Below are 20131 nucleotides of genomic sequence, written 5' to 3' on the forward strand. Positions count from 1 at the left end.
AGTCCCGCCGTACCACGGCCGGCACCGCCGTACGCTCCGTCCCACCGAGGGCCCCACCGGTGCCGTCGCCGCCACCGATACCGCCGGTCCCACGTGTCCCCGTCACCGCAGCCGTCCCTCGTCCTTCGTGTGTCCGTCCGTCGGCCCGCCCCGGGCCCGGGGTGAAGTCTGCGAGCGGCCACCAACGAAGCACCAACGGAACACCGTTCGCCCGGGGCGGCCGGGCTCGGGGCCCGGGGCGGCCGATCTCGGCGACCGGGGGTGACCGAGCTCGGCGCGCGGCGGGGGGGGTGGCCGAGCTCACGGCCGGGGTGCCGCCGCGGCCCGGTAGGCTGCCGCTGCCGCCCGCCCACCTGCGAGGAGTCCCGTTGACCACCGCCCCTGCGCCCGAACCGGCGATCACCGTGGTCGGGATCGGGGCCGACGGCTGGGCCGGCCTGGCCCCGGCCGGACGCCAGGCGCTGCACGACGCCTCGGTGGTGCTCGGCGGCCCGCGCCAGCTCGACCTGCTGCCCGCCGAGGTGACGGCCGAGCGCCTAGCCTGGCCCTCGCCGCTGCGCCCGGCCGTCCCCGGTCTGCTGGCCGCCCACCGCGGCCGCGGGCTCGCGGTGCTGGCCAGCGGCGACCCGATGTTCTTCGGCATCGGCCGCACCCTGGCCGAGATCGCCGGACCGCAGGCGCTGCGGGTGCTGCCGCACCCCTCCTCGGTGTCGTACGCCTGCGCCCGGCTGGGCCGCGCGGTCGAGGAGACCGAGGTGGTCAGCCTGGTCGGCCGTCCGCTGGACTCGCTCGCCGGCGCGCTCTTCCCGGGCCGCACCGTGCTGGTGCTGAGCGCCGGCGCGCACACCCCCGGGCAGGTGGCGGTCCTGCTGGCCGAACGCGGCTACGGTCCGAGCCGGCTGCGGGTGCTGGAACAGCTCGGGACCCCGGCCGAACGGGTGCTGGAGGGCGCCGCCGACGGCTGGCCGCACCCGCCGGGCGACCCTCTCAACGTGATCGCGGTGGACTGCGCGGCCGAGCCCGGCACGCTCCGGGCCCAGCTGGTGCCCGGGCTGCCGGACGCCGCGTTCGAGAGCGACGGGCAGCTGACCAAGCGGCACGTCCGCGCCGCCACCCTGGCCTCGCTCGCCCCCGCCCCCGGCGAGATGCTGTGGGACGTGGGCGGCGGCTCGGGCTCGATCGGGATCGAGTGGCTGCGGGCGCACCGCAGTTGCCGGGCCGTCAGTGTGGAGCGCGACCCGGTGCGGGCCGAACGGATCACCCGCAACGCGGCGGCACTCGGGGCGCCCGGGCTCCGGGTGGTGACCGGGCCGGCGCCCGCCGCGCTGGCCCACCTGCCCGTCCCGGACGCGGTGTTCATCGGCGGCGGCCTGACCGCCCCCGGCCTGCTCGACGCCTGCTGGGAGGCGCTGCCCGAGGGCGGCCGGCTGGTCGCCAACACGGTGACGCTGGAGTCCGAGGCGCTGCTGACCACGTGGTACCGGCGGTACGGCGGCGAGTTGCTGCGGCTCGCGGTGGCGCACGCCGTGCCGGTCGGCGGGTTCACCGGCTGGCGGCAGGCGATGCCGGTCACCCAGTGGTCGGTGGTCAAGGGAACGGAACAGAAGGAGCAGCAGTGACCGTCTACTTCATCGGGGCCGGCCCCGGCGCCGCCGACCTGATCACCGTGCGCGGCCAGCGCACCCTGGCGGCCTGCGGGGTGTGCCTGTACGCGGGCAGCCTGGTGCCGCGCGAGCTGCTGGCGGAGTGCCCGCCGGACGCCCGGCTGGTCGACACCGCCAACCTGAACCTCGACCAGATCGTGGCGGAGATCACCGCGGCGCACGCCGAGGGCCTGGACGTGGCGCGGCTGCACTCCGGCGACCCGTCGGTGTTCAGCGCCGTCGCCGAGCAGATGCGGCGCCTGGACGCGGCCGGTGTCCCGTACGAGGTGGTACCGGGCGTACCCGCGTTCGCCGCCGCGGCGGCCGCGCTGAAGCGGGAGCTGACCGTGCCGACGGTGGGCCAGACCGTGATCCTCACCCGGGTCGCCCGGCAGGCCACCCCGATGCCGGAGGGCGAGGACCTGGCGACCCTGGGCCGCAGCGGTGCGCTGCTGGTGCTGCACCTGGCGACCCGGTACGTGGACAGCGTGGTCGAGGAGTTGCTGCCGCACTACGGCGCCGACTGCCCGGCGGCCGTGGTCGCGATGGCCAGCCGCCCGGACGAGCTGGTGCTGCGCGGCACCCTCGGCGACATCGCCGGGCAGGTCAGGGAGTCGGGGGTGCTGCGGACCGCCGTCATCCTGGTCGGCCGGACGCTGGGCGCCGAGCAGTTCCGCGACAGCCACCTGTACTCGGCGGAGCGCGAGCGCCCGCACGAGCCGTGCGCGTGACGCCGGCGGGCCGCCATGTGTTGATCCTGGGCGGCACCACCGAGGCCCGGCAGCTGGCCGCCGAGCTGGTCGGCGGAGCTTCGGGTCCGGGGCCGACCGGGGCCGGGCTGCGGGTGACCAGTTCGCTGGCGGGCCGGGTGGCCGAGCCCCGGCTGCCCGCCGGAGAGGTCAGGATCGGGGGCTTCGGCGGCCCGGCCGGGCTGGCCGCCTGGCTGCGGGAGCACCGGGTGGACGCGCTGGTGGACGCCACCCACCCGTTCGCGGCCGGGATCAGCCGCAACGCGGTCGAGGCCGCCGCCTCGGCGGGCGTCCCGCTGCTGGCGCTGCGGCGGCCCGGCTGGGAGCCGGGGGAGGGGGACGACTGGCACCCGGTCGGCTCGCTCGCCGAGGCGGCGGACGTGCTGCCCGCGCTCGGCCGACGGGTCTTCCTGACCACCGGCCGCCAGGGCCTCGGCTGCTTCGCGCACCTGGACGGGCTGCACTTCCTGGCCCGGTCGGTGGACGCTCCGGCGCCGCCGCTGCCGGCCGACCTCGCCGTGCTGCTGGACCGGGGGCCGTTCACGCTGGAGGGCGAGCGCGCCGTCCTGCGCCGGCACCGGATCGACGTGCTGGTCACCAAGGACAGCGGCGGCGCGGCCACCGCCCCGAAACTCACCGCCGCCCGCGAGCTGCGGCTGCCGGTGGTGGTGGTCCGCCGTCCCGATGCTCCGGCGGGGGTCGCGACGGCCCCGGACGTGGCGTCCGCGGTGGCCTGGCTGGACCGCGCGTACCGCTGAACCACGGGGCCCACCGCACCCGGTGTGACACCAACCACAGGTGTGATGATCACTCAAATTCGTCTCCCGTGGACGGCAGCGGGTAGGTTCCCGAACGTTCGACCGAAACGTGTCGAGCGCGAGAGGGGGAACGCCTACCATGATCCGCAACGCCGAACCGATACCCGACGAACAGTCCGACCGCGGCGCGACCGACGCCGGTTCGTCGGGCACCGGTTCGTCCGACACCGGCTCGCCGTCCGTCCCGGGTGCACGCCGGGCCGCACGGCAGCAGGCCGGGCGCAGCGGCCGCCGCAAGCAGAAGACCGGCGCGCGGCGCTGGCTGAAGCCGCTGGGGATCACGGTCGCGCTGACCGTGGTCGCGGGTTGCGGGAGCGCGTACCTCTACTACCAGCACCTGAACGGCAACTTCCATGCCGGCACCAACAACCTCAGCGACGCGCAGGGCGCGAAGACCGCGCCGAACGCGGCCGGGCAGACCCCGCTGAACATCCTGATGATCGGCACCGACAGCCGCGCCTCGGAGGCCAACGTGGCGCTCGGCGGCGGCGCCGCGGACTCGGACCGGGCCGGCCTGGCCGACGTCCAGATGCTGCTGCACATCTCCGCCGACCGCAGCAACGCGTCGATGATCAGCATCCCCCGGGACACCATGGTCGACATGCCGTCCTGCCGCAGCGAGGACGGCAAGAAGACCTACCCGGCCGAGAAGCACGTCCAGATCAACGAGGCGCTGCTGCGCGGCGGTCCGGGCTGCGTGGTCGGCACCTGGATCTCGCTGACCGGCCTCAACATCGACCACTACATGATGGTCGACTTCGCCGGCGTGGTGCGGATGGCGGACGCCGTCGGCGGCGTTCCGGTCTGCGTCAACATGAACATGTACGACCGGCAGATCCCGGGCATCGGCGGCACCGGCCTCAAGCTGCCCGCCGGGACGTCGATCGTCAAGGGCGAGCAGGCCCTGCAGTGGCTGCGGATCCGGGACGCCTGGGGTTCCGACCTCGGCCGCGCCCAGGCCCAGCACATGTACCTCGGCGCGCTGATGCGCCAGCTCAAGAGCAGCGGTTCGCTCACCGACCCCGGCAAGCTGATGGGCCTGGCCGAGGCCGCCACCAAGTCGCTGAGCGTCGACAAGCCGCTCGCCGACATCAAGAAGCTCTACGACCTCGGCGACGACCTCAAGGCCGTGCCGCCCGAGCGCACCAGCACCCTGACCGTGCCCGTCCTGGAGGACCCGCGGGACCACAACCGGCTGGTCATGACGCAGCCCGACACCTCACGGATCTGGAAGATGCTGCTCAGCGACACCCCGCTGGACGGCCAGGGCAAGCCGGACGCCGCCGCGAGCAGCCCCGCCGCGGCCCCGAGCCCGACGGCCCCGTCGGCCCCCGCGGCGCCGCAGGGACCGGCCCCGGACACCGTCGCGGTCACCGTGCAGAACGGCACCAAGACCCCCGAACGGGCCTCCGCCGTCAAGAACGCCCTGGTCGAGGCCGGCTTCAGCAAGGCCACCACCGCCCCCGGCGGCGGCAGCCGGACGACCACCCAGCTCACCTACGGCAGCGGCCGGCTCGCCGACGCCCAGGTGCTCGCCGCAGCGCTCCACCTGCCCGACAGCGCGCTGAAGGAGTCCGGGAGCAGCCGGACGCTCTCGCTGGTGATCGGCGCGGACTGGGCCTCCGGGACCACCTTCACCGGGTCCGCGGCCGCCGCGGAGCCCGCGCCGACCGCGCTCCCGTCCTCCGTGGAGGCCGACAGCGCGAACAACGACAAGAGCTGCATGAAGGTCGTCCCGCAGGGCGGGCGCTACACCTACTGAGCCGCTCCCCTGGGCACCGCCCGCCGGCGCACCCCACACAGGTGTGACACGGACGGCGGCTGCGACGCTGAAGGACACGGGACGAGCAGTCCCAGGACGCCGGACGGCCGGTGGGCTCCCCTGTGGCCACCGACCGGCCGGCTCCTCGACCGTCCGGCAGCGCGCCGGTTTCCGGAGAGGCCGCCCAGCGATGCAGAACCACCAGGGACCCGAGCACCCGACCGCGGCGCCGGGCCGCCCGGACGCGGCCTTCGCCGCCCCCCGGCCGCCGAGCCCGGTGTTCGTGGACTCCTCCGGCCGGCGCCAGCGGCTGGTCCGCCGGCTGGGCCGCCTACTGGTCATACCCGCCGCCGGGTACGTCGTACTGCTGGTCAGCACGCTGCTCGGCGGACCGACCGTGCACTCGCCCCTGCTGCCCGCCGCGCAGGCGCCCCAGCCCGTACCGGCCCCGTCCGCCGCGCCGCAGTCTCCCGGCCCCACCGCCGAGGTGTCCGGCACACCGGCTCCGCGGCGGACGCCCGTCCCGGCGGCGAACGGCGGCGGCGCCTCCGTCAGGGCGACGGCGAGCCGCGGGGGTCCCTCCGACGCCTCACCCGTGCCGTCCGGGTCCGCCACGACGAGCGCCGATCCGTCGCCCTCGGCCGATCCGGGCCACGGCCGCTCCTCGTCCGCCCCGGGGAAGTCCGGCAAGCCCAGCACGCACCCGTGACCCCTCCCCACCGCAGCAGGCAGGAAGCACCTCCGTTGTCGAAGAACCGCCGCCGCGCGCCAGGTCGCCACAGCTCGGCGCGCACCGTCCCGTTGCGCACGCACTGGCTGCTGCTCACCACCCTCGTCCTGACCCTGTCCGCCGCACTACTGCTCCAGGGCTACACCCGGCACATGTTCGACAGCACCGCCGACGGCGCCCGGACGGCCGGGGGCCCGGCGCTCGCGGTGCCGGCACAGGTCACGTCCGGCGGTCCGGTGATCGAGGGCGCCGCCGGCCGGACCGCCGGGCCCTCGCCCAGGACGGTCGCGCTGACCTTCGACGACGGTCCGGACCCGGTCTGGACGCCGAAAATCCTCGACGTCCTACGCGCCAACGACGTGCACGCCACCTTCTTCACCGTGGGAACGCAGGTCTCCGAGCACCCCGAACTGGCTCGGCGGATCGTCGCGGAGGGCCACCAGATCGGCGTCCACACCTTCACCCACACCGACCTCGGCGCGGCGGCCGCCTGGCGACGCTCCCTGGAGCTGCGGGAGAGCCAGCTCGCCCTGGCGGGCGCGGCCGGTGTCACCACCTCGCTGTTGCGACCGCCGTACTCCTCGACCAGCGACGCCCTCACCGACCGTGACTGGGACGCCGTCGTCCAGGCCGGACAGGAGGGCTACCTCACCGTCCTCACCACCCGGGACAGCGAGGACTGGCGCCGGCCCGGCGTCGACAGCATCGTCGCGAACGCCACCCCGCAGAACGCTGACGGCCAGATCGTGCTGATGCACGACGCCGGCGGTGACCGCGCGCAGACGGTCGCCGCCCTGGAGCAGCTGATTCCCCGGCTCAAGGCCGCGGGCTTCAGCTTCACCACGGTAAGTGCCGCCGTCCGGCTCCCCGACCCGGTCAGGCCGTCCGCGGCCGCGGACCACTGGCAGGGCGTCGCCCTCATCACGGCGCTGCGCGCCAGTGACGAGGTCCTCGCCGTCCTGTCCTGGCTGCTGTGGGCGGCCGGCGCCGTGAGCGTGCTGCGGGCCGTCGCGGTGCTGGTCGCCGCCCGCCGGCACGTCCGCATGCGCCGCCGGCCGTGGGGCGCGCCGGTGACCGAACCGGTCAGCGTCATCGTCCCCGCCTACAACGAGAGTGCGGGTATCGAGGCGGCGGTGCGCTCCCTGCTGGCCTCCGACCACCCGGTCGAGATCATCGTGGTGGACGACGGATCCACCGACGGGACCGCCGACATCGTCGAGGCGCTGCGGCTGCCGGGCGTCCGGGTGATCCGGCAGCAGAACGCGGGCAAGCCCGCCGCCCTCAACACCGGTATCGCGGCGGCGTCGCACGAGCTGCTGGTGATGGTCGACGGTGACACGGTGTTCGAGCCCGATGCGGTCCGCATGATCGTCCAGCCGTTCGCCAACCGCAGGGTCGGCGCGGTCTCCGGCAACGCCAAGGTGGTCAACCGCGGCGGTCTGCTCGGGCGGTGGCAGCACATCGAGTACGTGGTCGGATTCAACCTCGACCGCCGTCTGTTCGACCTCGCCGAGTGCATGCCCACCGTCCCCGGCGCGGTCGGCGCCTTCCGCCGCGGCGCGCTGCTGCGGGTCGGCGGCGTCAGCGACACCACCCTGGCCGAGGACACCGACCTGACCATGGCGCTGTGCCGGGACGGCTGGCGCGTCGTCTACGAGGAGCGGGCGAAGGCCTGGACGGAGGCCCCGGCCTCGCTCGGCGCGCTGTGGAAGCAGCGCTACCGCTGGTGCTACGGCACCCTGCAGGCGATGTGGAAGCACCGCGGCGCCCTGGTGCAGCGGGGTCAGGCCGGGAAGCTCGGCCGGCGCGGACTGCTCTACCTGCTGACCTTCCAGGTCCTGCTCCCGCTGCTGGCCCCGGTCGTGGACGTCTTCGCGGTCTACGGCCTGGTCTTCCTGGACCCGGTCCGCATCCTCGGCCTGTGGAGTGCGTTCCTCCTGCTCCAGGTGCTCATGGGCGTCTACGCGTTCCGGCTGGACGGGGAACGGACCGGTCCGCTCTGGAGCCTGCCGCTGCAGCAGTTCGTCTACCGGCAGCTGATGTACCTGGTGGTGGTCCAGTCGGTGTTCACCGCCGTCGCCGGATCACGTCTGCGCTGGCAGCGGATGGAGCGCTACGGCAGCCTGCCGGTCGCGCGCGAGAGCGCGCCGGCGGGTCCGGTCCCCCGGCCGGTCCCGGCCGGGCTCGAACTGGCCGAGTCCTGGATCGAGGAGGCCCAGGCCGCCGCGCCGGCCGCGTCGGGCGGCGGTCTGCGCACCGGGCCGGGCGGCGGCTCGCCGTGGGCCGCCGCCCCGTGGTACGGCCCGGGCTCCGAGCCTCCGACGCGGCGTGGTCAGGGCTGACGACGGAGGCCGGGTGGGCGTGTTCGCCGGCGCGTGCCGGCCTAACGGGCCCGGGCGAGGTGGACGAGCGCCTCGTCGAGGGCGGTGTCGGCCGGGACGGCGATCTCCGGGACGACGCCGACACCCTCCCAGTTGGTGCCGGTCACCGGGTTGATCGAGCGGGCGGTCGGCACCGTGACGGCGACGTGCGGGGTGATCGGGTACCAGTCGGTGGGGTGCGCGCCGCCGCGGGTGGTCTCCCCCACCAGGGTGGCCCGGCGCTGGGCCTGGAGGTTGTACGCGATCTCCTCGCCGCCGGAGAAGGTGGTGGCGCTGGTCAGCACGTACACCGGGCGGTCGAGGTAGCGCGGGGCCGGCAGGTGGGTGGAGGTCCAGAACTGCTGGGTGAGCCCGCTGCGGCGGTCGTAGATGTCGTTGAGGTGCACCGAGCCGTCGGCGAAGAAGTAGCTGCACCACAGCGCGACGCCCTCGGGCGAGCCGCCCCGGCAGTTGCGCAGGTCGAGGACGAACGCCTCGGTGCGGGCCAGGAGTTGCATGGCCGCGGCGAAGACCGGGGCGGCGGTGCCAGGGGTGGCGACCAGCCGCAGGTCGAGGTAGCCGATGTTGCCGTCCAGACGCTCGACCCGGCGGACACCGAAGTTCTCGGCCCGGCAGAGCTCCTCGAAGCGGACCTCGTCGGGCTCGGCGGCGCCGGCCTCGGTGGGCTGCGGCTCGTCGCTCCAGAGCAGCCGCAGGTGCTTGTCGGGGCATACCTCGTGCAGGTGCCCGGTGACCGCGGCGCACAGGTCGGCGCCGGCCAGGCCCTCGTACTCCCCGGCGGCGAGGCGGCGGCGGATCGCGGCGGTGGCCTCGGCAGCGCGCTCGGGGAACACGTAGCCGTCGGTGATCCGGCCGAGGGCGTCGTCGAGGATGGCGTGATGGGTTGTCATGCTGGTCACGGTTGTCATGCGACCGGATGCTAGTGCGAAGGCCCGGCCCCGTCAGGTCGATTCGGGGCCGGGCCTCGGTGCGCGCGGACGGGCCGGTCGGGGGGCCGGTCGGTCAGCAGGCCGGCCGGCGGGCCGAACCGGGGGCTAGCGCGCCGCGGAGACGGCCGCCAGGCCGCTCGCCCAGAGCGAGTTGACCCGGTTCTTCTCGGCGGAGTTCGGGTAGGCGTTGGTGCAGGACGTGCCGGGGCCGCCACCGGACATCAGCTCGCTGCACGGGCCCGAGTAGTGGTCCGGAAGGCCGAGCACGTGGCCGGTCTCGTGCGCCACCACGCGCAGGGAGGCGTACTGCTGGTTCTGCCGGTAGTCGAGGAAGACGTAACCCCGGCCGTGGCCGTCGGTGCTCGCGTACGAGCCACGGGAGTCGTTGCCCTCGTAGTAGCGGAAGTCGGCGTTGGTGCCGCTACGGAGCTGGACGTTGCGCACGGAGCCGTTCCAGATGGAGGCGCTGCTGGCGATCGTGTTGCGGAACGTCGGCGCGCTGCTGGCGTCGTAGGTCACGTAGACGACCTTGACGAAGGGGTTGGCCGCCTGCTTGGCCAGCGCGGACTTCATCACGGCGTCGTAGAACGCCTGGTTGTTCGCCGCCTCCTCGGACGAACCGGCGTACGAGGACGCCGTGTAGCCCTGCCGGGGAGCAGAGTCGACGGTCGCCGCGGACGCGGGCACGGCGGCGATGCCGGCCGCCAGGGCCAGGCCGACGGCAGCCGTGAGCGAAAGGACGGAACGCTTCATGTGGGGGTACTCCGTTCGCGAGTCCCACGGCCGTTGGGGTGCCGTGGAACACCGGGTGAACTGGTGATGCACAGAGCTTCGGCCAGACCGGGGAGCCTGCGGAGGATGTCAACCGGCGATAGCCCGCCGCAATCCCCCTACCCGGCACGGGCGTTCAGGGGCGGCGCTCACGGGGGTTCACGGGTCCAACATCTGACATGGCCCTGGCAAAGAAATGTCCGCTTCGTTATGCTCCGGATGTGGAGCTCGACGTCAGACACCTGCGCGTGCTGTGCGCCATCGCGGACACCGGCAGCGTGCGCAAGGCGGCACTGCAACTCGGCATGACCCAACCCGCCCTCTCCACCCAGCTCCACCGCATCGAACGCACCATCGGCGGACGGCTGTTCCACCGGCACCAGACCGGCAGCCACCCCACCGCCCTCGGCCACTCCGTGCTCTCCCGCGCCAGACCGATCATCACCGAGATGGCCACCCTCGTCGCCGCCGCCCGCGAGGAGGCCGCCGGCGCCGAACAGCGCCGGCTGCGGCTCGGCAGCGTCGGCAGCCGCGCCGTACCCGCCTGGCTGCGCAAGGTCCACGACCGGCTGCCCGACACGGACACCACCATCCACGTCGACATCTCCGCCATCGCCCTGCTGCGCATGATCGCCACCGACCAGCTCGACATCGCCTTCGTCCACGAGAGCGAGGGCTTCCCGCTGCGCGTGCCGTCCGACGCCGGAAGCCGCGTCCTGATGGCTCGCGAACCGCAGTTCGTCGCCCTGTCGGTCCGTCACCCCGCCGCCGGACAGCCGGTGGTCCGGCTCACCGACCTCGCCGAGGACACCTGGATGGTCGACCCGACCGCCGACCACGAGTACGCGGCCATGCGGCGGGTCTTCAGCACCGCAGGCCTCGACCCCCGGGTGCTCCAGGTCCGCGACAACGCCACCGCCGCCGAACTGGTCGCCTCCGGCGAGGCCGTCCGCCCCTGCCAGCCCACCTCCCTGGCCGGCCCCGGCACCGTCGTCCGGCCCGTGCAGGGCGACCCGCTGGGCGTCCGGCTGCTGCTCACCTGGCGGTCCCGGGCACTCAGCGCCCCCGCCCTGGACGCCCTCTTCGGCGACCTGCGCGCCGCCTACCTCGACCTGGCCCGGGTCAACCCGACGTACGTCGCCTGGCTGCTGCGGCACAACCGCTCGCTCCCGCACCTGCTGGACCCGGCACCCGTACGGCCGGTGGCGGCGCAGCCCGCGATGTAGCGATCGCCGGCGGGGCCGCTCCGGTCGTCCGGGCGGCTCAGCGGATGCCGGCGTCCGGGTGCTCGGCGTCCCAGGCCCGGCGCGAGCGGGCGATCGAGTCACGGTGCTCCGCGGACCACTCCGCGAGGGCCCGCACCAGGTGCGTCAGGCTGCGGCCGGTCTCCGTCAGCCGGTACTCGACCTGCGGCGGGACCGTCGGGTACACCGTGCGGGCGACCAGCCCGTCCCGCTCCAGGCGGCGCACCGTGAGCGTCAGCATCCGCTGCGAGATGCCCGGGACGGCGCGCTGCAACTGCCGGAACCGCCGTACGCCCTGGGCCAGTTCGACCACCACCAGGACCGACCACTTGTCGCCGATCCGGTCGAGCACGTCGCGGATCCCGCAGTCCTCGTGCTCGTCGCCGCAGGAGACCACGGGTGCCGCGGGATCCACGGGTTTCACGGGTTCGACCGGTTCGACCGGCTCGACCGGCTCGACCGGCTCGACCGGCTCGACGGCTACGACGGTTACCTCCGTGTGCCCGACCGACATGGAAGTGCCTCCTTATGCGCCCCGGTGCGAAACCGCAGGATGGTGACGGTTACCGAACAGAACCTACCCGAGCAGGGAGAACCCCGATGATCCTCGTCACCGGCGCCGCGGGCGCCCTGGGCACGCTCATCGCCCAGCAGTTGACCGGCCGTGAGGACATCGTCCTCGGCACCCGCGACCCCGGGCAGTCCGCCGACCCCGCCCGCGCCCGCCGCATCGACTTCGACCACCCCGACACCCTCGCCGCCGGATTCGACGGCGTGGACGTGCTGCTGATGATCTCCGCCGGATACGGCGAGGACGACACCGTCATCGCCCGGCACGCCGCCGCCCTCGACGCCGCCGAGAAGGCGGGAGTGCGGCACGTCGTCTACACCAGCCTCACCGCCGCCGGCGACCACCTCCCGTACGCCCTGCCCCACCGCTGGACCGAACGCCGGCTCCGCGAGAGCACCATGGACTGGACGATCCTGCGCAACGGCCTCTACGCCGAACTGCTCGGCCAGATCGCCGCGCCCGCGGCCGACGGCCGGATCACCGCCCCGCTCGGCGACGGCCGGCTCGCCGCCGTCGCCCGCGCCGACCTCGCCGAGGCCGCCGTCCGGGTGGCCCTCGACGCCCCCGCCCACGCCGGACGCAGCTACGAACTCGTCGGCGAACAGGCCATCGGCGGCGCCGACCTGGCGGAGGCGCACGGCCCGCACGTCAGCTACCAGCCGGGAACGCTCGCCCAGGCCCGCGCGCTGATGGCCGGCTTCGGCGCCGAGCCGTTCCAGATCCCGATGCTGGTCGGCACCTGCTCCGCCATCGCCGCGGGGTTCCTGGCCGCGACCGGTGGCGACCTGCGCGACCTGCTGGGCCGCGCACCGCGTTCGGCCCTCGCGGCGGCCGTCGGGTAGCCGGGGAGGGCGGGGCGAGCGGGACGGGCGGGGCGAGCGGGGCGAGCGGGGCGAGCGGGGCGAGCGGGACGGGCGGGGCGGGCGGGGCGAGCGGGGCGGGCGGGGCGGGCGGGATGGCCGAAGGGTTTCGGACGGGGGACCGAGAGATCCGTTCGTGGGCGCGGTACTTCGCTGTCGGTCCGCGGCCCCGCTTGATCGTATGGGGCCGTGCGTGCCGTCCGGGGAGGCCCGTGCCGTACCCGGACCGGCGCGGCTGCGGGCGGGCGGGACGGCTCCCGTGGGCGCCGTCCGCGGACCTGCGTCCGCCGACCTCCGTCCCCGCCCGAACAGGAACCACCGTGACCTCACCGCGCCCCACCCGCCCCCGCCTGCTCCTGGCGTCCCTCGCCGCCGGGGCGCTGCTGCTCGCCACCGGCTGCGAGGACCCGTCCGCAACCGCCGGCGCCCCCACGGCATCCGCCCCCAGCGGGCCCGCGGGCGCGGACAACCCCGCACTGGCCGCCTTCTACGCCCAGCAGATCACCTGGGCCCCCTGCCCGGCCGACCCGGCCGAACCCGACGCGGTCCCGGGCCTGCAGTGCGGCAGGCTCCACGTCCCGCTCGACTACACCGAGCCCGCCACCGAGGCCCTCGACCTGGCCCTGATCAAGCTGCCCGCCGCGCAGCCCACCCAGCGGGTCGGATCCCTCATCGTCAACCCCGGCGGCCCCGGCGGGTCCGGTGTCGACATGGTCCGCGGCAGCACGGCCCGCTTCGACGGCGCCCTCCACGACCACTTCGACGTGGTCGGCTTCGACCCGCGCGGCACGGGCGCCAGCTCGCCCGTCCGGTGCCTCGACGACCAGCAGCTCGACCTGCTGCACCAGCAGGACACCCCCCGCGACCCGGCCCAGCGCAAGGCCGCCACGGACGCCGCCGACAAGGCCTTCTCCGCCGCCTGCCAGGCGAAGTCCGGCCGGATCCTGCCCTTCGTCGGCACCCGCAACACCGCCCGCGACCTCGACGTCCTGCGGCAGGCCGTCGGGGACCCGAAGCTGAACTACCTCGGCATCTCCTACGGCACCTACCTCGGCGCCCTCTACGCCGAGGAGTTCCCCACGAAGACCGGACGCCTCGTCCTGGACGGCGCGATCGACCCCGCCGCCGACCAGCTTGAGTCCGCGATCACCTCGGCCATCGGCATGGAGTCCTCCTACCGGCGCTTCGCCGAGGACTGCGCCCGCTCCCACGCCGCCGACTGCCCCCTCGGCAGCGACCCGGCCACCGCCCCGCAGAAGCTGGAGGACTTCCTCGAAGGACTCCGCAACCACCCGCTGAACACCACCGACGGCCGCCGGCTCACCAGCAGCACGGGCCGGTCCGCCACGGACGCCTTCCTCTTCGGCAGCGCACAGACCTCCTGGCCGCGGCTCCGCGAGGCCCTCACCGCCGCGATCACCCAGCAGCACGGCGACCTGCTGCTCGCCGCCGCCGACGCCTTCAACGGCCGCGACGAGCAGGGCCACTACGACGGCATGGTCGCCGCCAACCGGGCCATCACCTGCGCCGACGGCGGGGCCGCCACCCCGTCCCCCGAGAAGCTGAAGGAGCAGTCGGCCAAGCTGAAGGCCCAGGCCCCCCTGACCGCCAAGGGCACCAGCCCGGACGACCTGCTGGGCGCCACCTGCGCCAACTGGCCGTTCAAGTCGGCGGAGAAGGCCCACACCATCCGCGCCGAGGGCAGCGCCCCGATCCTCGTCGTCGGCACCACCGGCGACCCGGCCACCCCGTACGCCGACGCCGAGAAGCTCGCCAAGGGCTTCGCCAACGCCACCCTGCTCACCCGCGAGGGCGAGGGCCACGGCGCCTTCGGACGGGGCAACGCCTGCATCGACACCGCCCTGACCGCCTACCTGGTCTCCGGCACCGTACCGGCGGCGGGCACCCGCTGCACGGCGTGACGCGGGAACCGTAGGCGTCAACTGCCCTAGAACTCGCCCGTCATCGCCCTGAACCCGAGCGTCCGGCACCGTCGCGAACCGGCACATCACCGCGATCAGCCGGTCGCTCGGGTTCCCGCCCAAAATCCGCCCGGCCCGCCACCACAGGGGCTCGCCAGGCACCCGCCAAACCCGGATGCGGCGCCGTCCCGGCCGCCCTAGGCTGCGCTCACGCGCACACGGGGCGCCGGACCAGCCGTCAGCGGAACGGAGATGCACGGGGTATGACCAGCCAGCTGTTCGCGATCTGCTTCACCTCGCCCTCGCCGTCGGACCTGGCGCGGTTCTGGTCCGGGCTGCTGGGCTGGGAGCTGACCGACGCCGACGCCGCCCACGACGAGTGCGCGGCGATCCTGCCGCCCGACCCTGCCGGGTTCCGCATCCGCTTCCTGCCGGGCCAGGCCCCGAAGGCCGGCCAGAACCGGGCCCACTTCGACCTGACCAGCGCCTCCCCCGAGGCCCAGCAGCAGACGGTGGCCCGGGCCCTGGACCTCGGCGGCAAGCACATCGACGTCGGTCAACTCCCCGAAGAGGGACACGTGGTGCTCGCCGATCCGGACGGCAACGAGTTCTGCGTCATCGAGGCCGGCAACCGGTTCCTCGCCGACACCGGCTTCATCGGCGCGCTGGCCTGCGACGGAACCCAGGAGGTCGGCTACTTCTGGAGCGCGGCACTGCGGTGGCCCCTGGTCTGGGACCAGGACCAGGAGACCGCGATCCAGTCCCCCAACGGCGGCACCAAACTCACCTGGGGCGGCCCCCCGGTGGCACCGAAGACCGGCCCGAACCGGCTGTCCTTCGAACTGGCCCTCCCCGCCGACGCCGACTGGGCTGCGGAACTCGACCGCCTGCTCTCCCTCGGCGCGACCCGCAGCGGCCCTGGAGCGAACAGCCCCGGCCGGGCCCTGCTGCTCGACCCCGACGGCAACGAGTTCTCCGTCCACCGGCACCGGTAGCGCCGGATCCGCACGGCTCCGGTCCCCGCGGTGCCCGGGCCGCCCGAAGCGGTTCCACATCTGGTGTCCGGCATCCGCGCAACTCAACCGCCGGCGGGGCGGGTTCAGTCGATTCGTTCAGTCGATTCCCAGCGGTCCGACGCCCAGGTCCTGGCGCATGAGTTCGCGCATCCGCGCCATGGCCGTACGGCGGGCGGCGATCAGCGGGGCGTCCGTCGGGGTGCCGACCGGGGTACCGGCGGCGTAGGCGTCGCGGAGGTGGCGCAGGGAGTGGAAGGCCTCGTTGGCGGCCGCGACCACGGCGGGCGGACCGATCAGCCACAGGCGTTCGCTCGCGGTGTAGAGGCCGGCGGCACGGAACACCTCGCGGACGGCGGTGCCCCGCGCCGCGTCCGAGAGGTGGTCGCCGAGGGCCACCGCACGGATCTCCTCACCCGCCGTCTTGAGGGCGGAGACGTACGCGGTGTACACCTCGCGCCGCACCTCAAGGTTGTGCCGCGCCTCCTCGCGGCGCCAGCGGTTGCGGTCGGCGAAGAGCGTCGCGGCGATTCCGATCGCGGCACCGGCCAGTGTGGAGAGCAGGGGCATCCAGTCCATGCCGTGCAGCCTGGCCCAAATGGCGCCGCCACGCCAGGAGTTGGCCCGACCGCAGGCGCCTCGGCGACGCGGCGCGCAGGAACGCGCAATGGGAGTCCCGATCCTGCGGAACCACGGCTGAGGCCAGTGCCCGGACCTGACGTCCGGGCACTGGCCTCATCACTCGGTGTCTGGATCTCAGCCGGTGTACAGGGCGAGGGCCTGCTGTGCGGTGAGTGCGTACGGGTAGGTGCGGACCTCGCTGACCGCACCGCTGGCCGCGCTGTCGGCGGGAAACCTGGCTGTGGCGGCGATTCCGATGGTGGTGGAGCCCGTGGCGTTCCACGGTGTGGGGTTGGACCCGGCGCCTGAGTACCGGCCGTTGACATACAGGGTCATGACCCGGGTCGTGTCGTCGTACGTGCCGACCAGGTGCGTCCAGACGCCGGTCTGCGGGGCCGTGGCGGCCTGCGCGTGGTAGTAGTAGTTGGTCTGTTCCTGATCGGAGCCGGGGGCGACGAAGGCCCAGGTCTGGTAGGCGGCGGAGTACTGAAGGTAGTAGGACCCTCGCTCGTTGCCGTTCTGGGTGACGAACGTCTGGTAGGTCCCGAGGTTGTCGACCTTCACCCACGCAGCGACGGTGTAGCTCTTGCTGGTGTCGACGGAGGGTGCGGCGGTCTTGAAGTAGGTGCCGTTGAGGTTGGTGGCGCCGTCGGCGGTGTTCGCGTGGTCCGCGCTCCAGGAGACGGTTCCGGTGGCGCCGGCGGCGTTGGTTCCCAGGGTGTCGGTGGCCCCGCTCTGCGGGTCGAAGGAGGCCTTGTTCATCTGCCACCTGTCGGCGCCGACCTTCACCTTCAGAACCGTGGCCGGGACGGTGTCGAAGGTGTAGCCCGGGACCGTGGTGCCGGTCGGGTGCCCGGTCCAGACCTGGATGTCCTTGCCGGGGGTGATGCCCCACAGGCTGGGATTGCCACTTCCGGTGAGATCACCGTCGGAGCCGATGCGGGGCCAGGACTCCTTGGTGACGCCCGTCTTGATGATCGTGCTGCTCGCGATGCCGGTGACGACCGGGTAAGGAGTGGCGGTCGACGGGGGGGTGTAGGAGAAGGTGTACGCGCACAGGTCGCCGTTGGGCAGGCGTGCCCACATTCCGGGGTGGCCCTGTCCGGCCCAGTCACCGGAGGGGACGAGGTCGCGGTTCTCCCAGTCCTGCGCGGCGAGCCGAACCGGCGTTCCCAGCGTGGCGTAGCCGACTGTCGGGTAGTACCAGAGCGCTCCCCTGCCGCCGGAACCGGTCTCGACGGTGATGAGGCCGGACCTGTTGAGGAACCTCTTCTCGGGTGAGAGGTTGCTGGTGGCGGGGTCACCGATCGAGATGACCTGCGTGGTGGTGGACCAGTCAGCCGCGTAGCCGGCGCAGGCGGGTCGCTGTGCGGGGTCGCCGCAGGTCGGCTTGGCGATTTCCTCGTGGGAGTCGAAGACGCCGGAGAGTCCGTCGTTCCCGGGGTTGGTGTAGTACCAGAGCTGGGATGCGGCCCGGCGGTGCACGATGAGATCGTCGACGTTCGTGCCGCCGAGGACGCTGCCGCGGTGGGTGATCTGGTACAGGCTCGGATCCGAATCGGGGTTCCAGGCCTCGCTACCGGGCTGGACGCCCGAGGCCAGGTCTCCCGGGGTGTTGGCGGGTCGGGCCGCGATGGCCGGCGTCGGGACGGCAGCCGCGGAGTTGCCGGGAACGGTGTAGGCCCGCAGATTGCCGTCACCGTCACCGGTGAGGATGTCGGCGACACCGTCACCGGTCACGTCACCGAAGATCGGTGCGGGGCCCTTCGGGTTCCAGGGGGCGTAGAAGGCGTACTGGGCGACGACGGAGAGGTTTCCGGCCTGATCCTGTGCCTGGACGTACAGGATGTTGGTGCCCCAGTGGGCCGGCTTCACCGTGATCTGGCCCGAGGGCATCGTGCTTCCGCAACGCCAGCCGTCGCCGGGGTTGGAGAGCGGGGTGTTGAACTGCGGATTCCAGGACCAGCGCAGGCAGGCCAGGCCGGAGGCGCTGGGCGCCCCCACGCCGGGGTTGTCCGCGGCAGTGAACGGGATACCACCCTCCGTCTCCGTGGTGAGAGTGGTGGTCTGGCCGTTGCCGGAGGGCGGGAACTGGGTGTTCGGGTTGCTCACCGTGGTCGGGAAGGTGACGGTGGGCGGAGTGAGGTCGGCCCTGAAGTGGCAGGTCGGGGTGGACGGGGACCAGTCGACGATCTGGTCGCCGGCGAAGATCCCGAAACCGTAGGAGTGACCGTCCTTGACAGCGCCGGCCTTGACCTGCCAGCCGGCCCGGCCGCCGTTGGCGACGAGCGGGGACCAGCCGCCGTCGACGTCCGGAGCTCCGGGGATGTCGTAGTCCCACAGATGCGTCCACGAGTACAGCTGCGCCTGAACTGGGCTGCTGACGACGGCCGTCAGCGAGACGGCACCGGCCTGATCGCTCCCGGCACCGACCCACGCCCACTTGTTGGGGTCGTCCACACCACAGGCCTGGTTGGTACTCGCCGGATCGGCGGTCCGCGGCTCGGGGAGGGCCTTGGGGTCCTGCGGCTGCCCGGGCACGCGGTCGTACTCGATGTACAGGGAGGGCTGGCGGGTCAGGCGCTTGAACGCGTTGACGTTGGTCTCGTTGCCGTAGACGCCGAAGGTGAGGGTGGTGGTGTCGGGCCTGGTGCCGTACTGCTGGACGGTGCCGGTGATGTCGTAGTTGAAGCCGACGTTGTCGTGGCAGGCACCGTGGCCGGAGCCGGGGACGGGGCTGCTGCCGAGCGAGCCGCCGATCTGGCCGGGCTGGTTGTTCCAGGTGGTGGAGTCGCTGATCGCGCCGACGTGATAGAGGTCGACGGGATACTTGGTGGTGCAGGACCAGTCCGCGGAGACGTACTCCTGCAGGTCCATGTACGCGCGCTTGACGACGGCGCCGCGCAGGCCGCTGAGGTCGAACTGGTAGAACGTGCGGTATGTCGAGGCGGGTGAGCAGCTGCCGCCGGCCGCGTAGTAGCCGCAGCGGCCGACGCCGGGGAAGCTGGTCTCGCCGCTGCCGTTCATGTTCCAGTAGGAGGTGCCGGGGTAGGCGGACTGGACCTGCGTCCAGGCGTTCGCCGACGGCGCCCACGGGACCCACGCCGGGTCGATGTAGTACGGGGCCGTGCCGTGCGCCAGCAGGTCCTGGTCGGGCTTGAGGTCGACGCCCTTGGCGTCGGCGGTGACCGGCATCGCGACGACCTTGGCACCCTCTCCGGGGCCGGCCGGCGAGCTGAGCGGAAAAGCCTTCTCGGCGCCGGTACCGTCCGCGGCGGGGGCAGGAGCGGAGGCTTCGCCGGACGTGAGGGCAGCCGAGGCGGCGCGGCCCTGAACGGTTTTGGCCGCGGAAGCCGGCTGTGTCCGGGTGGTGGTGCTGTCCCACATCTGCGGGGCGGGTGCGAACCAGCGCATGGAGCCGTCAGCGGTCTTCGCGGTGAGATTGCCGGTGGCGTCCGTGCTCACCGCGACCCCGTCGGCGATGGTGGCGAAGTGCAGGTTGCGGATGGCCGGATTGTCGGCAGCCGACTGGGTCTTGAGGACGAGGACGGTGGTCATGCCGCCGGCCTTGGTCGCCGTGACCTTCAGGTCCGTGTCGGGCGCCACCGACGGGTAGGTGAGGCTGTCGCCCTCCACCCGCGGGGCGGGCAGCACGAACGGTGCGCTCAGCGCGAGTTTCTTGCCGTCCGGGCTCGTCATGGTGGCCAGCGGACCGTTGCCGCCCTTGGACAGCACCAGCCCGGACGGAGACGCCTTCGGGGAGAACGATCCGTCGGGGTTGGCCGTCAGGGAGGCGTCCAGCGCCACCCACACGCCGGCCCGCCTGACCCGCTGCTGGTCCGGATGCCGGGTGAGCGCCAGGTGCCCCTCGGGAGTCGCCGACGTCTCGCTGAACTCCGTCGTCAGCGACTCCACGGGTACCTTGGCTCCGGTCGCCGTCGCCCGCTCGACCGCCTTGTCGGCCTCAGTGGCGGGGTGCTTCGCGTGCTGCGCGTCGATCGCCTCGACCTGGCTCCGGGAAATAGTTCCTGACTGCACGTCAGCGGAAGCGATCGAACCTGAAGCGAGAGTGCTGGAAATGGCCAGGGCGGTCACTGCCGCCACAGCCCCGGGCGAT

15 protein-coding genes are annotated in these 20131 nt (G+C 73.4%); 10 read left to right on the forward strand and 5 right to left on the reverse strand.

The features are described 5' to 3' along the window. Positions 1 to 368: 368 nt before the first annotated feature. The 6 genes from cbiE to ACIOFR_RS04215 all read left to right on the forward strand — a co-directional run bounded on the left by cbiE (position 369) and on the right by ACIOFR_RS04215 (position 8044). Complete coding sequence (gene cbiE, locus ACIOFR_RS04190; protein ID WP_400992274.1) at positions 369 to 1619, forward strand: precorrin-6y C5,15-methyltransferase (decarboxylating) subunit CbiE; 1251 nt, start codon at positions 369 to 371, stop codon at positions 1617 to 1619. Further along, positions 1616 to 2374, forward strand: a complete 759-nt coding sequence (gene cobM, locus ACIOFR_RS04195) for a precorrin-4 C(11)-methyltransferase (protein ID WP_400992275.1) — start codon at positions 1616 to 1618, stop codon at positions 2372 to 2374. The genes cbiE and cobM overlap by 4 nt, the downstream gene beginning before the upstream one ends. Beyond that, the gene (locus ACIOFR_RS04200; protein WP_400992276.1) at positions 2365 to 3150 is read left to right on the forward strand and encodes a cobalt-precorrin-6A reductase; all 786 of its coding nucleotides are present in this window, start codon (positions 2365 to 2367) and stop codon (positions 3148 to 3150) included. Before cobM ends, ACIOFR_RS04200 begins: the two co-directional genes overlap by 10 nt. Before the next feature lie 139 nt (positions 3151 to 3289). Continuing rightward, positions 3290 to 4972, forward strand: coding sequence for an LCP family protein (locus ACIOFR_RS04205; protein WP_400992278.1), 1683 nt, complete (start codon positions 3290 to 3292; stop codon positions 4970 to 4972). A gap of 190 nt (positions 4973 to 5162) precedes the next feature. Next, positions 5163 to 5681 (forward strand): hypothetical protein, encoded by a 519-nt coding sequence (locus tag ACIOFR_RS04210; RefSeq protein ID WP_400992280.1) that lies wholly within the window; start codon positions 5163 to 5165, stop codon positions 5679 to 5681. A gap of 35 nt (positions 5682 to 5716) precedes the next feature. After that, complete coding sequence (locus tag ACIOFR_RS04215) at positions 5717 to 8044, forward strand: bifunctional polysaccharide deacetylase/glycosyltransferase family 2 protein (protein ID WP_400992281.1); 2328 nt, start codon at positions 5717 to 5719, stop codon at positions 8042 to 8044. A 41-nt stretch (positions 8045 to 8085) separates the two neighbouring features. Here the strand turns inward: ACIOFR_RS04215 and ACIOFR_RS04220 are convergent, their stop codons facing one another. After that, entirely contained in the window at positions 8086 to 8973 is an 888-nt protein-coding gene (locus ACIOFR_RS04220) for a S41 family peptidase (protein WP_400992283.1), read from the reverse strand. A 144-nt stretch (positions 8974 to 9117) separates the two neighbouring features. Beyond that, the gene (snpA, locus tag ACIOFR_RS04225; RefSeq protein ID WP_400992284.1) at positions 9118 to 9765 is read right to left on the reverse strand and encodes a snapalysin; all 648 of its coding nucleotides are present in this window, start codon (positions 9763 to 9765) and stop codon (positions 9118 to 9120) included. Positions 9766 to 10004: 239 nt separating this feature from the next. Here snpA and ACIOFR_RS04230 point away from each other — a divergent pair, with 239 nt between their 5' ends. Beyond that, a complete protein-coding gene (locus tag ACIOFR_RS04230; RefSeq protein ID WP_400992286.1) occupies positions 10005 to 11009 on the forward strand; it encodes a LysR family transcriptional regulator in 1005 nt (334 codons plus the stop codon). A 37-nt stretch (positions 11010 to 11046) separates the two neighbouring features. Here the strand turns inward: ACIOFR_RS04230 and ACIOFR_RS04235 are convergent, their stop codons facing one another. Continuing rightward, positions 11047 to 11541 (reverse strand): winged helix-turn-helix transcriptional regulator, encoded by a 495-nt coding sequence (locus ACIOFR_RS04235; protein WP_400992288.1) that lies wholly within the window; start codon positions 11539 to 11541, stop codon positions 11047 to 11049. A gap of 86 nt (positions 11542 to 11627) precedes the next feature. On the opposite strand from ACIOFR_RS04235, the gene ACIOFR_RS04240 reads away from it, so the two are divergent. The 3 genes from ACIOFR_RS04240 to ACIOFR_RS04250 all read left to right on the forward strand — a co-directional run bounded on the left by ACIOFR_RS04240 (position 11628) and on the right by ACIOFR_RS04250 (position 15375). After that, the gene (locus ACIOFR_RS04240; protein WP_400992289.1) at positions 11628 to 12440 is read left to right on the forward strand and encodes an NAD(P)H-binding protein; all 813 of its coding nucleotides are present in this window, start codon (positions 11628 to 11630) and stop codon (positions 12438 to 12440) included. Between the two features lie 338 nt (positions 12441 to 12778). Continuing rightward, on the forward strand, positions 12779 to 14380 hold the full coding sequence (locus ACIOFR_RS04245; RefSeq protein ID WP_400992291.1) for an alpha/beta hydrolase: 1602 nt from the start codon (positions 12779 to 12781) through the stop codon (positions 14378 to 14380). 263 nt (positions 14381 to 14643) lie between these two features. After that, complete coding sequence (locus tag ACIOFR_RS04250) at positions 14644 to 15375, forward strand: VOC family protein (protein WP_400992293.1); 732 nt, start codon at positions 14644 to 14646, stop codon at positions 15373 to 15375. 117 nt (positions 15376 to 15492) lie between these two features. Here the strand turns inward: ACIOFR_RS04250 and ACIOFR_RS04255 are convergent, their stop codons facing one another. Continuing rightward, positions 15493 to 15972, reverse strand: coding sequence for a hypothetical protein (locus ACIOFR_RS04255; RefSeq protein ID WP_400992294.1), 480 nt, complete (start codon positions 15970 to 15972; stop codon positions 15493 to 15495). A gap of 177 nt (positions 15973 to 16149) precedes the next feature. Beyond that, entirely contained in the window at positions 16150 to 20052 is a 3903-nt protein-coding gene (locus ACIOFR_RS04260; RefSeq protein ID WP_400992296.1) for a LamG-like jellyroll fold domain-containing protein, read from the reverse strand. Positions 20053 to 20131: the final 79 nt, after the last annotated feature.

The sequence above is a fragment of the Kitasatospora sp. NPDC088346 genome (assembly GCF_044740765.1).
Classification (GTDB): Bacteria; Actinomycetota; Actinomycetes; order Streptomycetales; family Streptomycetaceae; genus Kitasatospora.

Coding starts and splice junctions, on each gene's coding strand:
- ACIOFR_RS04240 (WP_400992289.1), top strand. CDS start 11,628: ATGATCCTCGTCACCGGCGCCGCGGGCGCCCTGGGCACGCTCATCGCC.
- ACIOFR_RS04205 (WP_400992278.1), top strand. CDS start 3,290: ATGATCCGCAACGCCGAACCGATACCCGACGAACAGTCCGACCGCGGC.
- ACIOFR_RS04210 (WP_400992280.1), top strand. CDS start 5,163: ATGCAGAACCACCAGGGACCCGAGCACCCGACCGCGGCGCCGGGCCGC.
- ACIOFR_RS04220 (WP_400992283.1), bottom strand. CDS start 8,973: ATGACAACCCATCACGCCATCCTCGACGACGCCCTCGGCCGGATCACC.
- ACIOFR_RS04235 (WP_400992288.1), bottom strand. CDS start 11,541: ATGTCGGTCGGGCACACGGAGGTAACCGTCGTAGCCGTCGAGCCGGTC.
- snpA (WP_400992284.1), bottom strand. CDS start 9,765: ATGAAGCGTTCCGTCCTTTCGCTCACGGCTGCCGTCGGCCTGGCCCTG.
- ACIOFR_RS04255 (WP_400992294.1), bottom strand. CDS start 15,972: ATGGACTGGATGCCCCTGCTCTCCACACTGGCCGGTGCCGCGATCGGA.
- ACIOFR_RS04250 (WP_400992293.1), top strand. CDS start 14,644: ATGACCAGCCAGCTGTTCGCGATCTGCTTCACCTCGCCCTCGCCGTCG.